The sequence below is a fragment of the Halobacillus sp. KGW1 genome (genome assembly GCF_001592845.1).
Lineage (GTDB): Bacteria > Bacillota > Bacilli > Bacillales > Halobacillaceae > Halobacillus.
Map to the genome: position 1 here is coordinate 225,837 of NZ_LSOC01000003.1, position 25,993 is coordinate 251,829.

Genomic DNA, 25,993 nt, shown 5'->3' on the forward strand with positions numbered 1-25,993 from the left:
TCCTTTATCCTTATGCCTGGTTGACTGTCCGCAAATTTGGCTGATTGAACAGGATGCCCCTCTGCCCAAGGCCAACAGATTATCTTGATTTTCCTTTTTATCCATTGCGTATCTCTCTTCGTATTTAGGGATTTCCTGTACGGTAAGCTTTTTTATCCAAAAAAAGACACCTGTATCCAGGTGTCTTTCCAGAAGTTTCATTCTGTAATCGTGTCAAAATACTCTTTTAGTTGATTGATCCGGTTTGTCATGCTGCTTGGGCTTACCCCATATTTTTCAGCAACAGCTTTCTTTGTGACTTTTTGTGTCTCTTCCCGGAAGTACGTCGTTGTGACAAACATATGCTCAAGCGCTGCAGCGACGACTTCAGGCTTTCTAAGATTCGGCTGCTCTGCTTCTTTATAAGACAGCCATGCTCTCTCCAGTCGATCAACCGCTTCTTGATCATCCATATCCAGCTGCAACAACTCCAGCACTTCATCGTTTTCATTGGAAGGAGCTGCTTTTGCCTGCTCTTCTGTCTGCACCTGCTGCTCCCCGTTCATGAACATCCATTTTCTCAGGGATTCAATAAATGTCTCTTCCAGATAAGCCTCGATGGAGGATGCTTCTGATGCAGCATAATTCTCTTCCAGCTGTTCTCGGAAGGAAAGGTAGGATTCCTCATAATTAGGGATGGACAATGGAATGAAGTTAAAGACCGGTCCCCACTTCAGAAGGATACCAATGCAGTAAGGCATGCGCGCATAGTTCTCTTCCTTAAGAGGAATTCCCTGCTGATTGACTTCCAACAGTTCCTTCGTCCAAACGTCCTCGACGGTGACACTTTGAGCAGCGTCAACGTTGACAATTTTAAAAATGCCGGTCTTCGGCTGCTTCCACTCTTCCATGGAAGCAAGCGTGGAAGGTCGGTTTATTTTTTTCTTTTTCTTCTCAAAGAACTCATCGAAGATCGTGCCGCCATTCTCCTGTTCTTCCATAAAGACCTTCTGCACCATTCGGAAGGCCGCTTCGATTTCTTCTTCCTGGGTCTCTTTTTGTTCCAGCGGAGCCAAATTCGGGTAGTTGCGGTTCACATAAGCCATCAAGTGACTGTAATGATTGTTCAGCTCCTCATGGAGCGATACAGAACCTAATCCCTCTACGTTCTTATTCATACAACATTTCTTATATTTTTTCCCACTTCCACAAGGGCATGGGTCATTCCGTTTGATCTTACTCATATTAATTCCTCTCCTAATTCTAAACGTCAACTCTACTAGGGTAACGGATATTGACCGAACATGCAAAAATTCTTAAAAAAATCTAAGAAAAAGGACCCTGCACTCCTAATGGAAATCGGGGTGCAAGGACCTATCCTGACAGCTATATATCCCTTCTGAGCGCACGCAGAACATCAATCCTCGTTGCCTTGTTCGCAGGCTTCCATCCTGATATCATAGCAATGCCGATGCTGAGAATGACACAGGCGACTGCTAGATAGGGTGGGATAAAGGACAACTGAATCGCTGCCTCCGGCGTTTCCTCAAACACTTGTTTCATTACCAAAGGCAGAATAAAGTTAATACCAATGCTGACAGCGTAAGCAGCGAGGACACCTGCTAAGGCACCGATCAAACCAATGCAGCCACTTTCCATTAAAAAGATACTTCGAATCATCTTCGGGTGACCGCCGATCGCTTTCATGATGCCGATATCCTGTGTCCGTTCCGTTACGGCCATGGACATCGTATTGAATATACCGATGGACGCGATTAGAAGAGCAATAGTTCCGATGATGACAAGACCGGTCTTGATGACTGCAAAAACGACATTCACTTCATCAATCTGCTCGGTTACGGAATAAACATTATACCCTTCTTTCTTCAATTCCTCTGTTACGTTCTCCACCTGTTCCAGGCTTCCGGCAATGACATTGACTTCACTGAAAGAACGAGGTTCGTTTAGATCCTGGAGCAGTGCAATCTCGTCATCGCTCATCGCTGTCTGTATTTGTGCACCATTCTTCGTACCGGTAAATGCTTCGATTTTCTCAAGCATGGATTCAGAGATTAATACTTCATTTCCTACTTCCCAATCCCGTGCAGGTTCTTCCGCCACACCTACAATCGTAACAGGATACATGTTCGTTACGCGCTCCCCTTCTTTGATCTGTTCTATTTCAATGTCTGCTGACTTCCCTAATACCGGTTCATCATAGCGATGCTGTTTTTTAACAAGCCCATCGGAATCATAAAGCTCTTTATCCGCCCCTTCCTCCTGATTGACGAGTAGTTTGTCGAAATGATAGCCGACCAGCACTTCATTTTCTTTCTCCGGCATGCGTCCTTCAGCCAGCTTCAATCCAGCCTTCTTCTCAGAATTAAAATCCACCATTTCCACAGAAGGTTGGACTTCATAGTCTCCAAGTTTGGTTACAGCCGGGTTCTCCACTATCGTAGAACGGGAGACGGCTTTTACCCCATCCAGTTCCTCCAGACGATTGACGTCCTGCTGTGTGAGTGCAGGATTCTCTCTCTCGGCCACTTCTGATTTCCCAAAGATGGAAACTTCCGTAACAGCCCTATCCTTCATCAAATCATCGACAATATATTTCTGCGCCCCAATACCTACGGAAGCAAGTATGATAAGGAACGCGCAGCCGATCGCTGTCGCCAGCATGGTCATCGCAACACGGGATCTGTTTTTCTTCATGTTCTGCCGGATAAATCGGAACCTGTCTTTCCACTTCATCGGATCGCCCCCTTATCCAATCGTTCAACGACCGAGCCATCTTCCAGACGGATGACCCTGTCCGCAACGGAAGCCACTTCTTCATCATGAGTAATCAGAACGAAGGTGATGCCTTCTTCTTCATTCAATTGTTTAACAAAAGAAAGCAGTTCGTCTTCTGTTTCCTGATCCAGGCTTCCGGTAGGCTCGTCCGCTAAGATAATGGGGGGCTCGACTATGAGCGCCCGTGCCACGGATACCCGCTGCTGCTGTCCTCCAGACAGTTCGGACGGATAATGCTCTGCATAGTCGTCAAGACCGACTTTCGCAAGCATTGATTTGACAATCGCTTCTCTGTCAGCCTCATTGATCCCCTTCATGACAAGCGGGAGTTCAATATTTTGAAAGGCTGTCATACTCGGAATCAATTGAAAGCTTTGGAAAATGAATCCCAGATTCTCTGCACGAAACGTAGCCCAATCGCCTTCTGATAAAGCAGTAACGTCTGTACCATTAAGTACAATTTCCCCTTGCAGTGGCTTGATATATCCACTTAACAAATTCAGAAGTGTGGACTTGCCTGAACCACTCTTGCCGATGACTGCAACAATTTCCCCTTTATTGATTTTAAGATCAATCCCTTTCAACACAGGTATTTCCTGACGACTATTTTTCTTTCCGACATAAAAAGAATGTGCCAAACCACGTATGACAATCACGTTTACCTTCCTCCCTTTTCCTCTTCTACTACATAAGACGAGGAGGAAGATGGGATCATTTCATTTATTTTCATAAAAAAAGAACTTCCCTTAAGGAAGTTCTCAAGCTGATCCGTGATTCCCGGATTCCGCTGCAAGAGCGTCTGCTTTCGTTTGGTGGACAGTTCCAAACGGATGCTGGGGCGGGGCATAGATGGAATAGAGCTTCAACGGTTTGTCACCTGTATTGATTAAGTTATGCCATGTTCCGGCAGGGACCATGATGGCATAACCATCGTACGCTCTGTCCTCAAATGTAACCGTTTCTTTCGTGCTCCCCATTTGTACGAGTCCTTCCCCTTCTTCGACACGTAGAAATTGATCGACGTCCGGATGGATTTCCAGGCCGATATCATCGCCGACACCGATGCTCATTAGCGTTACCTGCAGATGATCTCCCGTCCATATCGCCGTCCGAAATGTGTCATTCGCTTTCGTCGCTTCATCGATATTAAGCACATAAGGCTGCTTGCCAAAATCTTTGCCCTCCGACCTCCCATCATATGCGAGCGTCTGCAGGCGATTCGCCTGAATGACTTCGTCATTGCATACTCTCCCGAACCACTGACGAATGGTTGGATGCTGATTGGTGTAGTATTGCTGGCGGTCCATCTGATAATTACGCACATTTACTTCATATGCTTTTATCAAACCTTCCGGATAACTATGAAACGGCATCCTTTCAATCTTGTATTCCGGCTGTTTGCCCGCAAGCTGAATATAAAGCGCTGTCCTTTGCTGCAAACGGTCGTTCCCCTCTTCCAACGACTTCTGCATCTCCCCTTGGTGCATAGAAGAGGGCGCTGATGCAAGCAGTCGGGTGTACAAGTCTACCGCTTCCGCCTCTGACTTAATTGCATTTTTAAGACCGTTCAGCATTTGTTCAGAACCATCCTGTCTATAGACGGACGGATGCGCCGGGCTCTGGTACGACCTATGACTGTTCGGATACATACTATCATCTCCTCGATCCATGATCTCCCATATCCTATGCAACCTGTGCCCAAGTGTCCGTCATTTTCAAGATTACCTACTTCCTTCCCATAAGGATCATTCTTTTTTTAACATTTTTGTAAGCGGAACCATTTTTATATTGACGGGGAAGGAATCTTTCTATAGTTTTAGTAGGAAGCGTTCGTTATTTTATTCATGCAAACGTTTGCCCCAATATATGTGTAAAGGAGTCCTGTCATGACTCATGAAAAAGATGTTAAGAAACTGACACTGTTTACGCTCACATGGCCTATTTTCATCGAAGTGCTTCTACATATGCTGATGGGGAACGCCGATACCCTCATGCTCAGTCAGTACTCGGATGAGGCAGTCGCCGCTGTAGGGGTAGCCAACCAGATCCTTTCCGTTATCATCGTCATGTTCGGATTTATTGCAACGGGAGCGGCTATCCTTGTCGCTCAAAACCTAGGAGCCGGAAAACCGAAAGAGGCAGGAGCCATTTCCGTTACTTCCCTCAGCGTGAACTTGTGGTTCTCGCTTCTCTTAAGTTTCGGCTTATTTCTTTTCAGTGAGCCTATTCTTGCCGTAATGGACCTTCCTCCCCAGCTTATGGGGGAAGCTGTCGATTATATGAATATCGTCGGTGGATTGATTTTTGTCCAAGCATTGCTCATGACAGCAGGCGCTATTCTGAGGAGTTATGGGCATACAAAGGATACGATGTATGTCACGATCGGCATGAATATTGTCAACGTAATAGGAAACTACATTGTCATTTTCGGACCGTTCGGGCTGCCTGTTTACGGCGTCCAGGGAGTAGCCGTCTCTACCGCCGTTTCCCGTGGTTTAGGATTCATCGTGCTCTTTCTCCTATTAGTGAAACGCGTGTCGGGTTCTCTTCCTTGGACAGCCCTCTACCGTTATGAAATCAAGCATATCAAAAGTTTACTGAATATCGGAATTCCATCAGCGGGAGAACAATTATCGTACAATGCAAGCCAGATGGTCATTACGTACTTCGTCGCACAGATGGGCGCGACTGCTCTCACAACCAAGGTGTACGCTCAAAATTTGATGATGTTCATATTCCTTTTCTCAGTCGCAATCGGCCAGGGCACACAAATTCTGATTGGCCATCATATAGGAGCAAAGGAAACCGAGCAGGCATACAGGCAGTGCATGCGCAGTCTGAAGCTTGCGATTGCTGTCTCGATTGTAGTCGCTGTCGTTTTCTACTTCTCAAGCGATATCCTGCTCGGTTTGTTTACGGACGACCCATTAATTATTGCATCGGGCGGGACCTTACTGCTGCTCAGTATCCTACTGGAACCAGGGAGGGCGTTCAATCTTGTCGTCATCAATTCTCTAAGAGCGGCAGGCGATGTTCGTTATCCCGTCGTCATCGGTATTCTTTCCATGTGGGGGGTCCAAGTCACGATCGCCTGGCTGCTCGGTCTTCCGCTTTCCTACGGGCTGATCGGTATATGGATCGCCTTTATTGTCGACGAATGGCTGCGCGGACTGCTTATGCTGCGAAGGTGGAGGGGAAGGACCTGGTACAAGAAATCATTCGTTCACCAAAATAACCATGATACTGAGTTAAAGAAAAAAAACCATGCATAAAAAACCTGTGCCTCCAAAGCACAGGTTTTCTTCATCTCAAATCTGTCTTGAACTCACGCACGTTTCCACTTAATTGCTCAGAAAGCTCCGACAGCTGCTGCGCACTGGCAGAAACCTCCTCCATTGAAACCGTCGTTTGATTGGTGGAGGCAGCCACTTCCTCCACGCTCGCAGCTGCTTCTTCTGTGACGGATGCAATCTCTTCAATTGAGGCACTCATGTGGCTGCTGTCTGTCGTTATATCTTCCAGATGGGTGGATATATGCTTGATTCGCTCAGCCATCTGCGTCACAGATCCTTGAATAGTAAGGAACGTTCCCTCTGTTTGCTCAAGCTGCTCAGACCCGGTAGTAACCTCTTTATACCCGCTCTCTAAAGAACCCGCTACATTCGTAGATTCCTGCTGGATAGTATGTACAATCTTCGTAATGCTTCCTATAGATGAGGATACTTGCTCTGCCAATTTGCGGACTTCACCCGCAACGACAGCAAACCCTTTTCCGTGTTCTCCTGCTCTTGCTGCTTCTATTGCAGCATTCAGGGAAAGGAGGTTCGTCTGGTCGGCAATTGCCTGAATGACTTGGACCAGGTTGGTGATTTCCTTGGATTGATGTTCCAATCCCTGCACCTTGTCCACAGCACCTTTAACAATAGTATGAATCTTGTTCATCTGATGAACAGACTGCTGCATCAGCTTCCTTCCTTCATCCGTCATCTGAAGCACCTCATGAGACGTACCGGCTATTTCCTTGCCGGTCTGATCTGCCTCCTTAATTTTCAGCGTAAACCGATCCATCATAACGGAAAGATTGCCGGAACTGTTCGCCTGGGATTCTGCTCCTGAGGAAAGTTCCTGCATGGTGGAAGCCACCTGACCGCTTCCTTCTTTTACTTCATTGGCGGAGTGAGTCAGCTCCATACTTCGTCCTGCTACGTCATTAGATGCCTGAGATACACGCTTCACCAAAGAACGAAGGCCGTCCACCATGTCATTAACTGCGTTGGCAAGCTGACCGATTTCGTCCTGCCTCTTCACTTCCACACGGCCTGTCAAATCCCCATCACGAATTCGCTTCATTGATCCCAGAAGAATTTGGATGGACTTATTCAGTCTTCCTCCAAAGACGTATGCAAACAACGCGCCGAGCAGTAATGCAAGGATTAGGAAAGCAATAAGGAAGACGTTGATACTGTTTTCCAGGGTCATAATGAATGAACCATCCATATCCACCCCTGCAACGGCATCCGAATTTTCCAATGGGATAACTATTGATTTATGCGTGTCTCCGTCTACCGGGTCTTTATAGAAATCTGTCATGACTGTCTGTTTGTTATCCAGAGCCTGCTTTTGTTCTTTCGTAAGGGGCGACTCCACCATCATTTCTCCGCTTCCATTTCTGCTAACGGAGTAACCTTTCCCTTCCTTTTGTGTAAGGATATAAGCATGCTTGAGTTTATCATTGTCCTCTACGATAGAGTCCATGGTTTTTAATAAACCCGCATGATTTCCTTCGGGATTGCGGATCGCCTGAAGTATGCGGTAATCATCGACCGCCTGAACAAGTTCATCCCCCGTGTCTTCCAGTGTGCTTTCAAATTGAGGAACAAGATAGGAATCAATGATATGGCTGGACAACACTTTGACAAATCCAAAAACAAGGACTCCTAATATAACAATAGGAATCAAGAAGTTAAGAAACAGCTGCGCCCGCAGCGACTTTTTAGGGTTCATAAATCTGCTTCACTTTCCTTTCCTTAAGATTGAGTAGGTTGGTATCACCTATTTACACTCTTTCTTATATCGGCGGAAATTTCTGATAATATAGTTCTATTTACGGATAATGACTTAATACTTTTCGACTACGAAATAAAAAATAAACCGGACTCTGAAAAGTCCGGTTTATACGGATAGGTTCTCTTGATCAAACTGTCTGGAAAATGCCTGCAATTGATCCAGGTCCGCAATGTCTTCCGTGAATAAAGGAATCTTCAAAAGCCGTTGTTCCTTGAAAATCTCACCGATGTCCTGCATGTACATCTGTTCCTGCTTTCTTCTACGTTCAAGAAAGCTTCCGTCTGCATCAGGCGGAAGCACTTTGTTAACTACCAGCGTATGGACACGGATGTCGTAGGTGTCCAACTGACGGACTGCCTGCTTTGTTTCAAGAATTGGAAGGCGCTCCGGATTTAAAACAAACAGGAAGCCCGTCTTATCTTCATCAAGGATAATTCCTCGGGCTTTGGCAAACTTCTCGCGCCGCTCCTGCAGCACCTCGTATATCGGATCTTCCACAGGTTCTCCATCATGAAGCAGCTGCGTATAGGTATCATTCACTTTCTTCCGCCTTTCCAACAGCCCGTCCACCCAAACGGTCATCATTTCCGGCAGAGTAAGGAGACGGATCGTGTGCCCGGTTGGGGCTGTGTCAAAAATGATCTTATCGAAATCCTTCTCCTCGATCATAATGGATATCAGCTTATCGAACAGTGCCGCTTCTTCTGCCCCGGGGGTAGAAGAAGCAAGATCGATTTGTCTATGTACTTCCTCGATCATTTTCGCATGAACGAGTCCCTTCAGGTTATTTTTCACTCCTTGAATATACCGCTTCGCTTCCTTCCCTGGATCGATCTCTAATCCCCACAAGCCATCCATCAGCGGCTTTTTACTATTTTCTAATTGCTTATGAAAAATATCACCTAAGTTGTGAGCTGGATCTGTGGAGACAACGAGTGTCCGATAACCACGGCTCGTGTAGCTTAGTGCAAGAGCTGCTGCCGTCGTCGACTTTCCCACTCCTCCTTTTCCTCCTACAAAAATGATTTTGTTCTTCTCTATACTTGTCATCTTACCCCTCCTCAACAGCAGCGGATTCCCTCCAGAGGTGATTTCTCCATACCCATCCGGAGATGCCAATCATGGAATTTCTCCACGATATGAGGATACAACTCGAGCGTGTAGTAAAAGGCAGGGTTTGGAATCCCCAGCATGTCTGAATAAATCAGGAGAAGAAACAAGTCCTCCTCCTGCCTCAGCTCCCTTGCAATTTCACGCTTATGAGGGACCCGCAGCATTTCATCATACATTTGTATCAGGCGTTTAATGGAGTAGCTTTTCTTCACTGCCGACATCCCTCCAAACTTTTATGCACTTTTTTCAATAGAATCCTTATTCCTGCCGGTAAGGGTGGAAACAGCTGTCAACAAGATCCATAACGTAAATACAAGAATAATTGCCCCGAAGGTGAAGAGCATCCAATCACTGCTTTCCGCCCACGGTGCCCATTCCATGAAAACCTGGGTGATCATGGCCCATAATGTCATAAACATAAGGAATACCATAGGAATGATCGTCGGCAGGTAATTTCTCCCCTGCCTCTTCAGCCAAATGGATACAAGGAGAAGACTGATGCCTGCGAGCAGCTGATTGGATGTACCGAACAACGGCCAAAGCAGGTAACCACCAGATCCAAACCCTTTTGGTCCTTGCGGAATTAATGTGAGAGCCGCACTGGACACGACGGCAAGCGTTGTCGCTGCATGTGTCTTTGTAAGCGGAGTAACATTATATTCCGATCCAAGCTCTGCAATAATGTATCGCATCAGACGGACGGATGAATCCAGCGTTGTCGCCGCAAAGCTTACAACAATGACAGATACGATCGTAGAAGCGACAGAAGCAGGAATACCTAGTCCCGACGCCAGCTGGCCGGCACCTTGAATAAATACACCGAGGCCTGCATTGCTCGCTTCGGCAAACCCACTGTACGTTGCTGTGAATTCTCCCCTGGTCGGGAAGAATGTGATAACTGCGATGATAGCGACAAGAGCGAGTGCACCTTCACCAACCGATCCCAGATACCCGACAAATCGTGCATCTTTTTCATTATTCAACTGTTTGGAAGAGGTCCCCGAGGATACAAGTCCATGGAAACCGGAAATCGCTCCACAGGCGATCGTGATGAATAATAGTGGAAACCAGGAAGTGTCCGCAGCACCATTGGTCACAGGAGCCGTAATCTCAGGGTTGGTGAACAAAAGGCCGAGATAAAGCAGACCTAGCCCGACAATAAGTTGGTGGGAATTAATATAATCCCTCGGCTGCAATAGTTTCCATACAGGCAAAGTGGATGCAATGTACACATAAACCATCAGAACAACAATCCAGACAAAGAAGGACATGGATGTTGCATTCAAACCGAAAATTGTTTCTGCACCTTCTCCTCCAAAATAGCGGACGAGATCAATTTGCAGAGCAGGAACGTAGCTGGCTACGATTGCAGAAAGATACATGACAGCAAGAGCGACAACGGATGGAAGCAGCATATTTCCCTGTCTTTTATACACGTGATAACCGATCCATACTGCTAACGGGATTTGAATAAATACGGACAGGACACTGGCAGGAAAAGAAATGAAAAGGTTGGCGATCACCCAGGCGAAGACAGCGTTAACCATCAACACCAACAATAAGATGATGAATAGGAATAAGACCTTTGCCCGCTGACCGATCAACTTGCTGGCAAGTGTGCCGATTGACTGGCCTTTGTTCCGCACGGATAGAACAAGCGTACCGAAGTCATGTACGCCGGCCGCGAAAACGGTACCGAGAAGCACCCATAACACTGCTGGAAGCCATCCCCAGTAAACAGCGATTGCTGGTCCTACGATTGGCGCTGCGCCTGCTACGGAAGTGAAGTGATGCCCCCATAAGATAAACTTATTGGTTGGGACGAAATCGACACCATCTTTATATTGATGGGCAGGCGTTACATAGTTTGGATCCAACCTGTAAATTTTGTCTGCTATGAATCTCGAATAATAGCGATAACCCAGAAAAAACACGAAGCTGCCTACAACCGCAAGCCAAATACCACTCACACAATCCCTCCTCTTAATGTACGCGCTTTCATTATAGTTGGTATTATACACCAGAAACAGGTAATACCCCAATAAATTTACAGATAAGTCAGATAACAAAAGGATTTTCGACGACTTGGGAAAGTATGTGTCAAAAAATGCATGTTACCCCCTCTTTTTCCCTGCCACTATCCCAACCCCTATTTGAGAGGGTTTTTCCTGATTCTTTCGAATTACTTATATATATCTTATCAAGGAGGAATGTTTCATGAAGTTGAAAAAGTTTAAGAAATTAGCAACCTTATCCCTGGCTGCAAGTCTTGCACTGATTCCGACAACAGGACAAGTCTTCGCCGATCAGACGCCGGAACCATTGAAGAAAGAAATGAAGGTACAGACAGATGTCCAAAAAGGGGACTACGTTAAAGGAGAAGTCGTCGTTAAATTCAAAGAAGGGAAAACGTTGAGCAGCAAACAGCTTCAAGCCTTCGGTGCAGAAAAAGCGAAGGAAGAAAAAAAGGTCGTTGATTCAAATGTGAAAGTTCTCGAAGTCGGCAACGTGGATGCAGTCGTAAAAGCCTTGAACAATAACCCGAATGTCGAATACGCAGAACCTAACTACATATTCGATGTCACATGGACGCCGAATGACACCTACTACTCCGGCTATCAATATGGACCTCAGAACACGAACACCGAAGCCGCTTGGGATATCACCCGGGGGAGCAGTAACCAGGAAATTGCCATCGTAGACTCCGGAGTAGACTATAACCATCCTGATCTAAAAAACAAAACGATAAAGGGCTATGATTTCGTTGATAATGACTATGATCCGATGGACTTGAATAATCACGGTACTCACGTAGCAGGGACAGCTGCAGCACAGACGAACAACGGAAGCGGTGTCGCAGGAATGGCACCCAATACTAAAATCCTTGCCGTCCGCGCCTTGGATGCCAATGGCAGCGGCTCATTGAACAATATCGCCAACGCCATCCGTTATTCTGCTGATCAAGGGGCAGAAGTCATTAACCTTTCCCTCGGATGTAATTGTGATACCCAAACACTCGAAGACGCTGTGAATTATGCATGGAATAAAGGCTCTGTCATTATCGCTGCTGCTGGAAACGACGGAGTAAGAACGACGTTCGAGCCGGCATCTTATGATAATGTGATCGCGGTCGGAGCTGTCGACCGATATAATCGTAAAGCCTCCTTTTCAAACTATGGAACATGGGTGGACGTCACCGCTCCTGGTGTAGACATTGCATCCACCGTTCCTAATGGAGGATACGCCTACCTTTCCGGAACGTCCATGGCTTCGCCACACGTTGCCGGACTTGCAGGACTCCTTGCTTCTCAAGGACGTTCAAACAGCAATATACGGGCAGCAATCGAACAAACAGCGGATCCGATCAGCGGGACAGGTTCTTACTTCCAGCACGGGTTGATCAACTCTTATAACGCCGTAAACTATTAAACGGATTCTTAACAGCCTCCGAAGGGCCTCAAGGAAACTTGAGGCTCTTTTTAATTTAGAGACGATTGTACAGTGGGTATCGACACTTATCTATTGACGCCGACTTCTACCTCGGCTATATTAGAATCAACAAGGGGAGTAGCGGCCGTATAATACGGATTGTTGGATCGTCATTCCAGTGCTGCGGCACTCGGTCCATCAAACTATCAACTAGTACGCAAGACCTTGGCCATCAGGGCCGAGGTCTGTTTTTTTGTGATCAAGGCTCTGAAAGTTATCAAAAGGAGGATTTACTTTGGTATTTTTCTTATTTGCCTTATCCGCTGTGATTGTCGTGTATGCGGCAGTCCAATTAAACCGTTTCGGAGATGTGATCAGTCGAAAGTCTTCGCTCAGCGGTGCTGTTGTCGGTACTTTTCTTATAGCAGGAGCAACATCCCTGCCTGAGCTGACAACAAGCTTAACGGCCGTCTATATTGACAACCCCGACATCGCCGTCGGAAACATGCTTGGAAGTAATACGTTCAATCTATTAATCCTTGCTGTCGTCGATATGATTTACCGGAGAAAAAGAATGTTTAACACCATCAATCAGAAGCAGCACCTGCCTTCTGCCATTGCAGGAATCGTTCTCACAATGGTTGTCGTTCTGTCCCTTATTCTTCCGTTTCAAGCGTCACTCTTCCATATTGGATGGGAAATGTTCGTCCTCGTTGCCCTCTATGTGGTTACGATGAAATTCTTCGGGAACTCCGAAGAGGAAGAAGAGGAGATGGACGAGGCTGCCGCCGCAGGCAAAGATTATACGCTTAAAGGGGCCAGTATCGGCTTCGGTGTTGCAGCCGTCGTTGTTTTTGCAGCAGGTAGTGCCTTGTCGATCTTCGGAGACCAGCTAGCCCAGCAGACAGGAATGAGTTCAAGCTTCGTAGGAAGTTTCCTCATAGCTGCTTCCACTTCGCTTCCTGAATTGGTGACCGTCCTCGTTGCATTTCGAATGGCTAATTACGGGATGGCCGTGGGGTCAATCCTCGGGAGTAACCTGTTCAACTTACAGCTTCTTGCAGTAACGGATGTTTTCTATACAAAAGGAGCAATTCTGACCGTTTTAAGCTCTTCTCACCTTCCGATTGCGCTGTTGAGCGTAGCCATGCTTTTGTTGACCGTTTTGACGATCGGACGCAAGCCGCGAACCAATAGTTTTTATTATGCAGCGCCATCGCTTTTAATAATTCTGATGTACTTCATTACTTCTTACAATCTATTTTGACCGCAGAAAAGACACAGTCTCCCTGTGTCTTTTCTTACGTTCTAGAGAAAGAACAGAAAGGGAGAAGTATCGAGCGGCAATACACCCGATACTTCTCCCTACTCTTACGCATGTTTTTGAAATGCTATAAAACTTTGCTTAAAAATTCCTGTGTCCTTGGGTTTTGAGGGTTGCTGAAAATATCTGCAGGCAGTCCCTCTTCCATGATGATACCTTCATCCATGAACAACACCCTATCTCCAACCTCCCTTGCGAATCCCATTTCATGAGTCACGACGACCATCGTCATCCCTTCTTTCGCAAGCTCCTTCATAACAGCAAGGACATCACCGACGAGTTCAGGATCGAGGGCCGATGTCGGCTCATCAAACAACATAATTTTCGGCTCCATAGCCAAAGACCGGGCAATGGCTACCCGCTGCTTCTGTCCACCGGAAAGACTCTCCGGATAAACATTCGCCTTATCGGCCAAGCCGACTTTCTCCAGCAGAGGACGGGCAATCGCCTCAGCCGCTGCTTTCTTCATCTTTTTCACTTTCATTGGACCGATCGTTATATTCTCAAGAACGGTTTTATGTGGAAATAAGTTAAAGTGTTGGAATACCATCCCAACCCGTGATCGCACATCATTGATATTCACTTTAGAATCCGTAAGATTATCACCCTCAATATACACATCCCCCGACGTCACTTCTTCCAGGAGGTTCAAACAGCGAAGGAAGGTGCTTTTCCCCGATCCAGATGGTCCTATGACACATACGACCTCTTTTTCATCGATTTCTGTGTTAATTCCTTTCAGTACTTCGTTGGAACCAAACGATTTATGTAAATCTTTCACAGTAATCATCAGACGTCCAGTCTCCTTTCCACTCTCCTTAAATAAACAGCTGTTGGTACAGTGATGATCAAGTACATCACACAAACCATCGTCAGTGCCTGAAACGGCTGAAAGGTCATTCCGTAGTATTGCTGCCCCATATACAACAGCTCCCCTACGGCTATGACAGAGAATAAAGAAGTATCTTTCAGACTTATCACGAATTGGTTACCGAGAGGCGGAATCATTCGCCTGAAAGCTTGCGGCCAAATAATGTACCGCATCGTTTGGTTTCTCGTCAGGCCGATGGAACGCCCCGCTTCTTCCTGTCCCTTATCAATGGAGTAAACGGCACCGCGGACGATTTCAGCAATATAAGCTCCTGCATTGATAGCGATCGCAATGATAGATGCAGTGATTTTATCGATGTTGATTCCTGTCAAATCAGATATCCCGAAATAAATGAATAATATCTGTGCAAGAATCGGCGTCCCGCGAACGGCTTCGACGTAGACGGTAGCAATGCCATACACCAGTTTGTTCTTGGAAAGACGGGCAAAGCCGAAAACTGCGCCCAGGATAAAACCGAAAATCAGACCGACGAATGTTATGATCAATGTCCATACCAGACCTTCAAGCAGGAAAGGCATGACACGGTAATAATGGGATTCTGTTATAAACTCCATATGAGAGACCGCTCCTTAAGTTTTGTAATTCAGTCGATGCCGTACGTTAAAGAAAGCGTAACAAGCCGGCCACTTGTTACGCTCCTCTTGATCAGCTTGGTCATAATAGTGTCTGTTACTCTGATGATTCCGTTCCGTATTTACGCTCTCCGAACCACTCTTCATAAATGTCGTCATACGTTCCGTTGTCAATCAACGTCTGGAGCGCTTCATTCACATCTTCTACAAGCTCGGAGTCCTTCGGAAAGGCTATCCCGTACTGCTCTCCCTGGAGAATATCTCCAGCGGTCTTCAAATTCTCTGCATCGTTTGCCACATAATACTGTACGTTTGGCACATCGTACATGACGGCATCTAAACGACCGGATTCCAAATCCAAATACGCTTCAACAATGCCGGGGAACGTAACGAGCTCGGCATCCGGATGGTTCTCTTTCAGATATGTTTCACTGGTCGTACCGGAACGAGTTCCCACCTTTTTACCAGCAAGGTCATCCTCCGATTGGATTTCTTCGTTATCTCCATTGACTGCTATCATTAAGCCGGCATCATAGTATGGATCGGAGAAAGCAATCGATTCTTTACGCTCTTCCGTAATTGTCATACCGGCAATACCAATATCATAGCGGCCGGACTGCATGCCCGCTACGACACCATCAAATTTCATGGATTCGATATCCACGTTGAAACCTGCTTCATCTGCGACCGCTTTAATAAGATCGATATCGAAGCCTTCCATTTCGCCTGTCTCTTCATTCATAAACTCAAACGGAACGAAGTTGTTATCGGTAGCGACGGTGTACGTTTCACCAGAGTCGCCGGAAGCATCTTCATCCCCGCCACAAGCGGCAAGAATAGATACCATAGCAAAAATCGTAATTAATAAGACCCACTTCTTTTTCATTTTTTCTCCCCCTTATGAAAGATCGCTTCCCCATTATCTCAAATATAAATAATAATTAAAATTTTCTGAATTATTTGTTTTCAGCCTTATTATTGGATATTCACCTAATTTAGATGTCAGGAAGACATTTTTCTCATATTTACGACTTTTTCATCGGCTTTCCTCGTTATTAAACTAAAAAAAGTCAAAAAAAGTCGTTTAAAGATTTCACCAAAGGGTAGTGGGGAATATTGGACTTTTAATTTCTAATAGAGGAAGGGTAATCATGCCTAACGAGTACAAGTTGGATACGACAGATTTCCAGTCCTTAAGGACCGCTTCCAGGAAAATGTTCCATATTATCAGCGAACATCTGGACGTCCAAACTGCCTATATTGCTAAAAAAGATGATACAACCATGACTGTGCTTAGTTCTTATAACAGAGATGAAGGTATCATCAACGAGGGATATACGGTGGATTACGGAGGTACATACTGTCGGTTTATATTAAACAGCCGCAATAAAGCAATGACCACAGAAAATTTAATGCAGGAAGCACGGACGAAAGACTTGGCAGTTACGGATGAGCTGCGCAAAAGAGGGTTTCTCGGCGTGGAGCTTACGGATGTTGATGGCAACACGTTCGGTACCCTTTGTGTAATGGATTCCGAGGAAAAGGTATTTGAGCAGGAAGATATTCGTTTCCTGAAATCTATTGCTGAGGTTCTCTCCCATATAATCGAATTGGATCAAACGCAGTATAATATGGCTTTGCTGAATGTCCCGATCATACCGATTACAAAGGGTGTATCGATTTTGACTATCCAAGGAATTATTGATGAACGACGGGCGAAAAAGATTATGGACACTACCCTTCGATACGGGGCGGAGAAGGACATTGATTATTTCATCATTGATTTGTCCGGGCTGGTCATTTTGGATGATCTTTTCCCGGACGTGCTGGCGAAGCTCGTTCATTCCCTGGAATTAATGGGAATTGAAGCACTAATGACAGGTATTACCCCGGCAATCGCCCAGCGCGAAGTGGAAAATGTAAAGTTCAACAAACTAAAAGCGAGAACCGTTGTTAATTTGGAAGCAGCTCTCTCGTCTATCGGATTTTCTTTAGTAGAGAAACAATAAAACCTCGTCACTGGACGAGGTTTTTCTTTTCATTATTTCTTTTCCTTTTCATATTCAATGACTTCTCCTGTTTGTCCATCCACCGTAACATCGTATTCGTGGGTATCATCGACAAGCTCGAATTCAAAGTGGCCGTCATCAACCTCTGATTCTGTAATGGTCCCGCCGGTTTCCTGTTCTGCAGTCTTTTCAGCAGTCGCTTGGTCCACCTTCAAATCAGCTGCGGATACTTGATCAGAATCACTGTCCGAATCCTCACGATCCACTTCCAACACTTCTCCGGATTCTGCGTGAATGTCTACGTCCATTTCCTGGCCGTCTTTGGTCATTCCTTTCACTTCATACTTCTGTACACCGTCGTCTACATCTTTTTCTACTTTAGTGATTTCCAAACCTTCCACTTCTTTAACCGCCGTATCTTCTGCCTGTTTCTGGGATACTTTGACGTTCTTATCAGACCATTGACCATCGTTACTTACCGCACTGACACCGAATGCACCGCCCAGAATCATTACTCCTGCCACTCCAGCAATCATCCATGTTTTCTTCATTTTGTTTCCTCCTTTGTTTTATCTACTTACACTATATCCAGGCAAGATGAGAACAAATGGAGTATAAAATGAGAATTTCATGAGAACCGATTAATCGTCCCAACTCACGGACATGACCTCTCCTGTCACGGCGTGTACCTGGACGGTTGCTTCTCGCTCATCCTTTTGTTCAATTTCCACTAAATAATAGATAGTTCCGTCATTCTCTTCGAGGTCCACGTCATCTACCTCTCCGTCTGCTTCCGCTAATGCGAGCCTTTCCGCTTCCTGCTCGGAAATTGTCTTAGTTTCAGAGGATGGACTGTTTTCCTCCGGTGGGTCAGACGACTCTCCCTTCTGCTGTTGATCTGTAGTGTCGCTTCCAGCGACCCTCTGCACATTGGCAATACTTCCATCTACTTTCAGCACCGTGACTTCATACGTCCCTGCAGCTGTTTGAACAGTGGCTGTATAGTGGTCATCCTCAGCTATTATTCGGCTCACTTCTCCACTGTACTGGTCTTCCACTTTCGTGCGGACATCGTTATCAGTTAACGGCTCTGCACTGGAACGGTCATTAATCATCTGCCAGCCAAGGAGAAGGAAAAGGAGCAGGCCGACTGTTGACAACAATAACTTCCATAATTTTGACATAGGATCCCTCCTGTTCTTCTCATTGTATAGGAGTTATCTGAGATTCTTCTGAGAATGGGCAAGGATTATCGAAGCCGTCGTGCCTTTCCCTTTAATACTCGTCAACTTCAATTCCGCCCCAATTGCCTCGGCAAGCTCCTGTGCAAGGGATAACCCGAGGCCATATCCTTCCGAGCGGGATTGATCAACCTGATAAAATCGGTCGAACACGTGTTCAAGTTCCTGATCCGTCATTCCAATCCCTTCATCAACCACATCAATAATGACCTTACTACTGTGCTGTTTGACAAAAACAGCGATTGCTTCGTCGCTGTATTTTTTTGCATTGTCCATTAAGATATAAAGCAGCTGCTTCAGCTTCTGTTCGTCTGTATATACGGTTACGGCACTATCTGAAAGTAAGCGCACCTGTCGACTATAGGCTTTTTCAAAGGAGACTACCGTTGACTCAAGTAACGAAACCAGCGGTATATTCTCCTTCTTCACATTCCAGTGCTCCTCTTGTTTCGCCAATAAAAGCAGCTGCTGAGTCAGTGCTCTCATTTGCTTCGCCTCAGAATAGATTGCTTCTATAGATTCACGGAAGAGTTTCTCGTCTTTATTCCCACGACGTTTCAGTAAGCTGGAATAGGATTCAATAACAGTCAATGGTGTTTTCAATTCATGGGATGCATTGGATACGAACTGCTCTTGACGTTCATAATTTCGCTCGAGCTGTATGATCATTTGATTAAAGGCATCCGCCATCTGATCAAGTTCATCCTTGGACTGCTTCTCTGTCTCAATCTGCTTGAACTCTCCACTTCCCCTGATTTCCTGCATCGTATCGGTAAGCGATACGATCGGCTTCGTTATTAGGTTGCTAAGGATGCGCGCAGAAAGAAAAAGTGGAAGGATAGCAAGAATGGTAACGACCAAAAGCACTAGTCTTAAAACTTCTAAGTTGGACGACGTTGAAGCAAGACTCTGCGTCAATTGCAGAGACGCCACTTCTCCATTCATCCAGAGAACCGGAACAGCAGCTACAGCGTGAGGTGTTTCGTCGTATTTCTCTACTTCCACCTGTTCTCCCTGATAATACCGGTACTCCTGATCAGCGAGGTCCTGCTGACTGCCTGCCGCCACCGTTTCCGCTTGTCCGTTTCGGCGTATGATTCTAATCATACCGTTTGCCGGTACATAAGCCCTGAGAAGGTCTGTGGACAGGGAAGTGCTCTCCTGTTCGTTGATACCGGCAGCGATACGCTCTGCCTCGAGACGCGTTTGTTCCAAGTCGCTGTCGTAACTGATATGGCTGAACGTGAAATAAACAGACAGGCTGATCAGGACCAGTAAGACAGTGAACAGCACTGTGGTGTAGACGTGGATTTTATTCGATAATTTCATCGCGGATCCTTTAACACATAACCGACGCCCCGGACGGTGTGCAGCAGCTTCGGTTCATAGTTCTTGTCCATTTTGTTACGAAGATAACGAATATAGACGTCGACGATATTCGTATCTCCATAGTAGTCATAGCCCCACACCCCGTCGAGAAGCTGCTCCCTGTTCAAGACCTGCCGCTTGTTCTTCAATAAATAAACGAGCAGCGCGAATTCTTTAGCGGTCAAATCGATCTTATCCTCTCCGCGGCTCACCTCATGTGTCGATTCATTTACTTTAAGGTCCGCAAGAGACAAACCCGGTTCGCCTGTTTCATCAGCAGGTTTGAAGCGTAGAGCAGCTCGAATTCTTGCTAATAATTCTTCAAAATCAAACGGCTTGGTCACATAATCGTTTGCGCCAAGGTCCAGCCCTGTCACTTTATCTTCGACGTTATCTTTAGCCGTCAGCATAATTACAGGAGTTGCCGTATCTCCCTTTCTTATTCGCTTCAGCACATCGGTACCGCTCATACTTGGAAGCATGACATCAAGGAGAACCAGGTCCCAGGACTTCGAACGGAAAAGGTCCATCCCCTCCGCTCCATCGTGTGCCTTTGTCACGGTGTAACCTTCATACTCGAGTTCGATTTCAAGCACACGCGCAATTTTCTGTTCATCTTCAATAACGAGAATATCCGCTTTCATCACCTTCATCCCTCTTTCCCTTTTATTGTTTAGCATCATTCTAGCAGACATACCCATTAACGCGCATAAGAAAAGACGATTCGATAAACGAATCGCCTTTAAACTATTTCGGGAGCGGATCCGCTTCCATCAGCAGATCGACGATGTGAACCGAATCCATCACCCCACTCTTTCCTTCCCTTTCGACACCAAGCTTCATCTGCAGGAGGCAGCCTGGGTTGGACGTTATGATCCTGTCCGGCCCCGTCTGACAAACGTCCTTCATTTTAACATCCAGGATATCCATCGCCTCTTCATAGTTGACAATGTTATATACCCCCGCAGATCCGCAGCAGAACTCCGGTCGATCCAGCTCTTTTAAGGTAAGCCCCGGAATACGCTTTAAGAGATCGATGGGTTCGTTCGTCACCTTCTGAACATTTCTCAAATGACAGGATGGCTGATAAGTAACTGCCACATCCAACGACTTATTAAAGATAAGGCCGTCCATCTCCACCAATACTTCCGATATGTCTTTCACCCGATGTGTAAATTGGAGAGCCCGCTTGTGCCATGTTGTTCCTTCTTCAAAAAGAGTGGCATATTCGATTAAACGTGCTCCGCATCCTCCTGCATTATTCACAATATAATCGAAGTTCTCTTCCTCAAATGCTTCTATATTTCTCTTGGCCAGCTCCGTCGCCTCTTCCTTTTTTCCGGAGTGACCATGAAGGGCCCCACAGCACGTCTGCTGCTCAGGAATAACGATCTCTGCTCCGCTTCGCAGGAGCAGTTCGAGCGTATTTTCATTGGATTCAAAAAAAACGCTGTCCATGATACATCCTCTAAAAAACCCAACCTTAGCCTTAGCCGGGCGCATCCTTACATAGCGATTCGCTCTCTGCTTACGCAGATTCGGCGGCGGCATGGCCGGGAGCACCGATTCCATCTGTCCAAGCGGCTCGGAAATACGCTTCAGGAGTCCGAAATGACCAGCTGCTTTCTGTATCCCCGTCTTCTGATAGAGCCACGCCGCATTTCCCAGGAAATCCATCCACTTCGAGGAAGGAAAAAACTCCTTGTATAAGAAGCTTTCCATCCATCTTTGCGGGCGGGGCTTTCCTGTTTCTTCTTCCATGACCGTCTTTGCACTTTCCAAAAGCTCTCCGTACTGGACGTTAGTGGGACAGACGACTGTACAGGCCATACAGCCAAGGCATTTCTCAATCGGTTCTTTCAATTCCTCTACTGCCGCTTTTCCTTCTGCCACCATTTTAATCAGATTGATCCTTCCCCTTGGCGAGTGCGTTTCTTTCTCCATCGTTTCATATGTCGGACAGGCTGGGAGGCAATAGCCGCACTGGACACAATCAATGGTCCTGTCATAGGACAACCTTTCTTTCAATTGTTCACTCATCTGTCAACACCAGCTTCTGACCCTTCTCTGGAAAGATCTTTCCCGGGTTAAGAATTCCATTCGGGTCCCAACTGTCCTTGATGCGTTTCATCATCTCAAGACCGACTGCTCCGAGCTCTGCCTCCATGAAGGGAGCTTTCATCGTGCCTATCCCGTGTTCTCCTGACAATGTACCTCCGAGTTCCAGTGCAGCTTCAAACATGGCTTCCACGGCAGCTTCTGCACGCTTCATCTCTTCCTTATCCCTTTTGTCACATAGTACATTTGGGTGAAGGTTTCCATCTCCTGCATGTCCGAATGCGACAACTTCGACATGATATTTTTCTTTTATTGTATGTAACCGGTCGATGAAGTCAGGAATTTTGCTTCTGGGAACGGTAGCGTCTTCCGAGACTTTGGTCGGTTTGATTTTGGCGATTGCAGGGGATACTTGTTTTCTTGCGTGCCAGATGGCAGCTGCTTCCTCTTCGGTTTTAGGGATGATGATTTCCACAGCACCGACATCCAGCATGATTTCTTCGACAAGCCCGCGTTCCACCCGAAGCGTTTCCGGATGACCGTCAAGCTCAATGATGACGATAGCAGCAGCATCGACGGGAAGACCGACAGGCTGGAAGTTCTCGACAGCGACGATACAGGCCTGGTCCATAAATTCCATCTTAGCTGGTAGAATCCCGGAAGTGAGCGTCCGAGAAATCGCCTCTCCTGCTTTCCTCACCTCTTGGAACGCGACCATCATCGTTTGTACAGCTTTCGGTTTCGGCATCAGCTTCAAGGTCGCTCCGACAATGACCGCAAGCGTTCCTTCCGACCCGACTATCAGCTTCGTAAGATCGAAACCTGTCACGTTCTTAATCGTCCGGCCACCGGTTCTGATTATTTCCCCCTCCGGTGTCACTACTTCAAGGCCGAGAACGTGATCCTTCGTCACACCATACTTCAAGCCCCGGGGCCCGCCGGAATTCTCCGCAAGGTTGCCGCCGATTGTCGCAACATGAGCACTGCTTGGATCAGGAGCATACATTAAACCATGCTCCGCAGCCTCCGCATTAATATCCACGGTCTTCACACTCGGCGTAACGTCTACAGTCAAATCATAAGGCTGCATTTCGATCACCGCAGGCCATTGGGACATATCAAGAACGATTCCTCCATAGACAGGAAGAGGCCCGCCACTCAGACAAGTACCCGATCCCCTTGGATAAACCGGCACACGACAGCGGTTCGCTACCTTCAAGACAGCTGCTACTTCCTCTTTCTTCTTCACCTGGACGACGGCTTCGGGCATATATTCACCGAAGGATGCGTCAAAACTGTAGCTGTAACGATCGGCGGCCGATGTGAGAATTCTTTCTTCCGGCAGAATCTGCTGGAGTTCCCTCAACCAATCTTTCATTCTATCCAACCTCCCTGGTCATTGCTTCATAGATTTGACGTTTTTCAGAGACGGCTTTCCTTTCAAATCATTAATGACTTCGGTTATTTCCTCAAAGTAATCCGATGCTTCTCCCCATTGTTCTGTGACAAGATTGACAAAAAGAATATCGATCATGTGGAGCTGGGCAAGCCGCGAGGATGTAGCACCGCTGCGGAAAGGTGCTGGAATCTCTCTAGAGGCGGATATATACAGCGAAACATCCGCACAGGCTGTAACCGGAGACTGTCCATATCTTGTGAGGCTGATCGTTTTGGCTCCTTTTCGTTTAGCAATTTCCATAACTTTGGCTGTTTCGTATGTCTCCCCGGAGAAGGAAATACCGAACACCACATCCCGGTCAGAAACGTTCGCGATGTTCATGGCAGCGTTATGTAAATCGTTGAATGCCGAAGTAGCCTTATTCATGCGCATGAACTTCTGTTGGGCATCCTGAGCAATAATGCCCGACGCGCCAACACCGAAAAAATGAATTCTCTCGGCATTTTTCAAAAACTTGATGGCTTCAGACAGGGTCTTGTAATCGACCAGCTCGGTGGTTTCCTTAATTGCCTGCACACTGTTGTTAGTTACTTTCTCTACAATTAAATCCGAAGGCTCTCCGGGCTGAATATCCCGATACTGTTCCTCCGGTTTCTTCTGCAGGTCACCGGAGATTCGAAGTTTCAACTCCTGAAGCCCCTTTAAACCAAGTGATTTGCAGAGGCGGATGACAGCCGCGCTGCTTGTTGAACTCAACTCCCCGAGCTGAGACGCTGTGCAGTGTATCGCTTCATGCGGCTGATCCAGAATGAAGCCCGCAATCTTTCTTTCTGAAGGAGGTAATTTATCCTTCATTTCTTTAAGCATGACTAGACCGCCTGTAAGCGAAGCTTTCATGATCATCACCACTCTTATCCTTTAATAGCTCCTTCCGTCATCCCTTTCACAATCCGGCGTTGGAAAATCGCATAAAGAACGATGACCGGAATGATAGCGATGACGAGACTCGCAAATAATGTTCCCCAGGCATTGGTATACTGGGTTTCGTTACTAATAAAGTCAATAGCCAGTGCCAATGTATAGTTTTCTTCTGTCTGGAGAAAAATCAATGCCATAAAATATTCATTCCAGAACTGAATCATATTCATAATCGTTACGGTAATAATTCCTGTAGTAGACAACGGCGTGATCACTTTCCACAAGACACCGTAAGGAGACATCCCGTCGATAGCTGCCGCTTCTTCCAATGATTTTGGGATCGTGGCCATGAAACTCGTAAGTACGAAAATGCTGAATGGCAGTTGGCTGACAGCATAGACAATGCTCAATCCGAAGATGTTATCAAGCAGATTCAGCTGCATGAGCAGGAAAAACAACGGAATCCAGCCGAGTACCATTGGGATCATCATCGCAGAAATGTATAAAGTAAACAAGACACGGTTCCCACGGAAAACCATCCGTTCGAGCGCATAAGATGTCGGAATCGCCATCATTAACGTAAGCGTCGCTCCAAGCCCTGTGACAAGGAAGCTGTTGAATACGCTTGTATCTATATTATAGTTACTCCAGGCGTCCACGAAGTTGGAAAACGAGAAGCTCTCCGGAATCCCCCATGGATTTCGGTATATCTCCGCATTCGACTTGAACGCACCAAGAATCATCCAGAAAATCGGATACAGAACGGCCAAGGACCAGATGATCAGTGGGACACGGACGATCGTCCGTGAGAAAAAACTGCCTTTGTGCACGGTATTCCCCTCCTGTCGTTTAATACTCTACTTTCTCCCGCCTCATAAAAAACTGCAGGATAAGTACCGTCACGAGGGACAGAATCAATATCATTACCCCGATTGTAGCCCCGTAACCGAAATTGTATTTGACGAATGCCTGCTCATATAAATAGGACCCCATCACATGTGTCGAATTGTTCGGCCCACCCTGGGTCATGACCTGGACGATGATGAAGGAGCCGTTCAATGTTGTGATAATGATATAAAGGATCGAAATTTTGATCTGTGGCCATACAAGTGGAAGCGTTACTTTCCAAAATTGCTGCCACTCGGTCGCACCGTCTATCTCCGCCGCTTCATAGTAGCTCTTCGAAATGTTCGAAATTCCTCCCATGAGCATAAGCATGAACAAGCCGATACCGGCCCATATCGACGGCAGTACCAGACTCGGCAGAGCCCAGTCTTCACTTCCAAGCCATGGACGCTGCAGGCTTTCAAGACCGATAAATTCAAGCCCCGAGTTTACCAAACCAAGGCTTGGGTTGTAGATGAACATCCAGAGAATACCGATAACAACGACGGACATAATATTTGGGAAGAAAAATACGATCCGATAAAATGGTGCTTCTTTAATTTTCAACTGAGTCAACGCAACCGCGAAGAACGTCGCTAGTACCATGATGCCGATTACCTTCGTAACGACGAGGAAATAATCATGGAGGATCGTATCAGGGATAATTCCATCACTGAACAACCGGCGATAATTATCAAAGCCGACAAATTCAGCAATCGAAGAGGAACCTGACCATTTAAATAATGAATAATAAAGCCCGTTGAACAAGGGATAAAGGGTGAAAACCGCAAACAAAAGAAACGTCGGAACAAGGCAGAACGCCAAAAACAAATATCTCTGCCGCTTCGACTGGACCATCCTTCCCACCTCTTTCTCTTTCAGATTCTTTCTTGGACAAAGGAAGAAAAAGGGAATGCAGAAGAGTGAATCCTCCACATTCCGC

The 25,993-nt window shown here is 46.3% G+C and carries 24 protein-coding genes; 4 read left to right on the forward strand and 20 right to left on the reverse strand.

Translation table 11 applies throughout. The features are described 5' to 3' along the window. Positions 1–197: 197 nt before the first annotated feature. From AXG56_RS10180 to AXG56_RS10195, 4 genes are all read right to left on the reverse strand, one after another. Entirely contained in the window at positions 198–1,223 is a 1,026-nt protein-coding gene (locus tag AXG56_RS10180; RefSeq protein ID WP_008634230.1) for a YecA family protein, read from the reverse strand. Between the two features lie 142 nt (positions 1,224–1,365). Then, a complete protein-coding gene (locus AXG56_RS10185) occupies positions 1,366–2,733 on the reverse strand; it encodes an ABC transporter permease (RefSeq protein ID WP_062514303.1) in 1,368 nt (455 codons plus the stop codon). Further along, the gene (locus AXG56_RS10190; RefSeq protein ID WP_062514305.1) at positions 2,730–3,431 is read right to left on the reverse strand and encodes an ABC transporter ATP-binding protein; all 702 of its coding nucleotides are present in this window, start codon (positions 3,429–3,431) and stop codon (positions 2,730–2,732) included. Before AXG56_RS10190 ends, AXG56_RS10185 begins: the two co-directional genes overlap by 4 nt. Before the next feature lie 102 nt (positions 3,432–3,533). Next, a complete protein-coding gene (locus AXG56_RS10195) occupies positions 3,534–4,424 on the reverse strand; it encodes a cupin domain-containing protein (RefSeq protein WP_062514307.1) in 891 nt (296 codons plus the stop codon). Between the two features lie 237 nt (positions 4,425–4,661). Between AXG56_RS10195 and AXG56_RS10200 the strand changes: the two genes are divergently transcribed. After that, positions 4,662–6,047 (forward strand): MATE family efflux transporter, encoded by a 1,386-nt coding sequence (locus tag AXG56_RS10200; protein WP_062514310.1) that lies wholly within the window; start codon positions 4,662–4,664, stop codon positions 6,045–6,047. A gap of 31 nt (positions 6,048–6,078) precedes the next feature. On the opposite strand, the gene AXG56_RS10205 is transcribed toward AXG56_RS10200, so the two are convergent. The 4 genes from AXG56_RS10205 to AXG56_RS10220 all read right to left on the reverse strand — a co-directional run bounded on the left by AXG56_RS10205 (position 6,079) and on the right by AXG56_RS10220 (position 10,925). Beyond that, a complete protein-coding gene (locus tag AXG56_RS10205; protein WP_062514312.1) occupies positions 6,079–7,779 on the reverse strand; it encodes a methyl-accepting chemotaxis protein in 1,701 nt (566 codons plus the stop codon). Between the two features lie 168 nt (positions 7,780–7,947). Then, positions 7,948–8,892, reverse strand: a complete 945-nt coding sequence (locus AXG56_RS10210) for an ArsA family ATPase (RefSeq protein ID WP_008634212.1) — start codon at positions 8,890–8,892, stop codon at positions 7,948–7,950. 11 nt (positions 8,893–8,903) lie between these two features. After that, the gene (locus AXG56_RS10215; protein WP_235601511.1) at positions 8,904–9,131 is read right to left on the reverse strand and encodes a cory-CC-star protein; all 228 of its coding nucleotides are present in this window, start codon (positions 9,129–9,131) and stop codon (positions 8,904–8,906) included. 57 nt (positions 9,132–9,188) lie between these two features. Further along, a complete protein-coding gene (locus AXG56_RS10220; RefSeq protein WP_026578189.1) occupies positions 9,189–10,925 on the reverse strand; it encodes a carbon starvation protein A in 1,737 nt (578 codons plus the stop codon). A 247-nt stretch (positions 10,926–11,172) separates the two neighbouring features. Between AXG56_RS10220 and AXG56_RS10225 the strand changes: the two genes are divergently transcribed. Both AXG56_RS10225 and AXG56_RS10230 read left to right on the forward strand, forming a co-directional pair. Then, on the forward strand, positions 11,173–12,384 hold the full coding sequence (locus tag AXG56_RS10225; protein WP_008634198.1) for a S8 family peptidase: 1,212 nt from the start codon (positions 11,173–11,175) through the stop codon (positions 12,382–12,384). 295 nt (positions 12,385–12,679) lie between these two features. Further along, positions 12,680–13,651, forward strand: a complete 972-nt coding sequence (locus AXG56_RS10230; protein ID WP_062514314.1) for a sodium:calcium antiporter — start codon at positions 12,680–12,682, stop codon at positions 13,649–13,651. Positions 13,652–13,775: 124 nt separating this feature from the next. On the opposite strand, the gene AXG56_RS10235 is transcribed toward AXG56_RS10230, so the two are convergent. The 3 genes from AXG56_RS10235 to AXG56_RS10245 form a co-directional block, all read right to left on the reverse strand. Further along, complete coding sequence (locus AXG56_RS10235; protein ID WP_008634196.1) at positions 13,776–14,498, reverse strand: amino acid ABC transporter ATP-binding protein; 723 nt, start codon at positions 14,496–14,498, stop codon at positions 13,776–13,778. Continuing rightward, on the reverse strand, positions 14,498–15,154 hold the full coding sequence (locus AXG56_RS10240) for an amino acid ABC transporter permease (RefSeq protein WP_008634195.1): 657 nt from the start codon (positions 15,152–15,154) through the stop codon (positions 14,498–14,500). Before AXG56_RS10240 ends, AXG56_RS10235 begins: the two co-directional genes overlap by 1 nt. A gap of 115 nt (positions 15,155–15,269) precedes the next feature. After that, a complete protein-coding gene (locus tag AXG56_RS10245) occupies positions 15,270–16,058 on the reverse strand; it encodes a glutamine ABC transporter substrate-binding protein (RefSeq protein WP_008634193.1) in 789 nt (262 codons plus the stop codon). A gap of 265 nt (positions 16,059–16,323) precedes the next feature. Between AXG56_RS10245 and AXG56_RS10250 the strand changes: the two genes are divergently transcribed. Continuing rightward, complete coding sequence (locus tag AXG56_RS10250) at positions 16,324–17,181, forward strand: STAS domain-containing protein (RefSeq protein ID WP_062514316.1); 858 nt, start codon at positions 16,324–16,326, stop codon at positions 17,179–17,181. Between the two features lie 32 nt (positions 17,182–17,213). Here AXG56_RS10250 and AXG56_RS10255 read toward each other — a convergent pair whose 3' ends face one another. From AXG56_RS10255 to AXG56_RS10295, 9 genes are all read right to left on the reverse strand, one after another. Beyond that, on the reverse strand, positions 17,214–17,732 hold the full coding sequence (locus tag AXG56_RS10255; protein ID WP_026578187.1) for a PepSY domain-containing protein: 519 nt from the start codon (positions 17,730–17,732) through the stop codon (positions 17,214–17,216). Between the two features lie 90 nt (positions 17,733–17,822). Beyond that, positions 17,823–18,365, reverse strand: a complete 543-nt coding sequence (locus AXG56_RS10260) for a PepSY domain-containing protein (RefSeq protein WP_062514318.1) — start codon at positions 18,363–18,365, stop codon at positions 17,823–17,825. 33 nt (positions 18,366–18,398) lie between these two features. After that, on the reverse strand, positions 18,399–19,751 hold the full coding sequence (locus tag AXG56_RS10265) for a cell wall metabolism sensor histidine kinase WalK (protein WP_062514320.1): 1,353 nt from the start codon (positions 19,749–19,751) through the stop codon (positions 18,399–18,401). Continuing rightward, positions 19,748–20,434, reverse strand: a complete 687-nt coding sequence (locus tag AXG56_RS10270; protein ID WP_026578184.1) for a response regulator transcription factor — start codon at positions 20,432–20,434, stop codon at positions 19,748–19,750. The genes AXG56_RS10265 and AXG56_RS10270 overlap by 4 nt, the downstream gene beginning before the upstream one ends. A gap of 103 nt (positions 20,435–20,537) precedes the next feature. Continuing rightward, positions 20,538–21,830, reverse strand: coding sequence for a (Fe-S)-binding protein (locus tag AXG56_RS10275; protein ID WP_062514322.1), 1,293 nt, complete (start codon positions 21,828–21,830; stop codon positions 20,538–20,540). Continuing rightward, the gene (locus AXG56_RS10280) at positions 21,823–23,226 is read right to left on the reverse strand and encodes an FAD-binding oxidoreductase (RefSeq protein ID WP_062514324.1); all 1,404 of its coding nucleotides are present in this window, start codon (positions 23,224–23,226) and stop codon (positions 21,823–21,825) included. Before AXG56_RS10280 ends, AXG56_RS10275 begins: the two co-directional genes overlap by 8 nt. A gap of 18 nt (positions 23,227–23,244) precedes the next feature. Continuing rightward, entirely contained in the window at positions 23,245–24,144 is a 900-nt protein-coding gene (locus AXG56_RS10285) for a MurR/RpiR family transcriptional regulator (RefSeq protein ID WP_026578181.1), read from the reverse strand. Positions 24,145–24,158: 14 nt separating this feature from the next. Next, complete coding sequence (locus AXG56_RS10290) at positions 24,159–24,995, reverse strand: carbohydrate ABC transporter permease (protein ID WP_008634174.1); 837 nt, start codon at positions 24,993–24,995, stop codon at positions 24,159–24,161. Between the two features lie 19 nt (positions 24,996–25,014). After that, positions 25,015–25,908 carry a carbohydrate ABC transporter permease gene (locus AXG56_RS10295; protein WP_062514326.1) on the reverse strand — a complete coding sequence of 298 codons (894 nt, stop codon included), beginning with the start codon at positions 25,906–25,908 and terminating at the stop codon, positions 25,015–25,017. Positions 25,909–25,993: the final 85 nt, after the last annotated feature.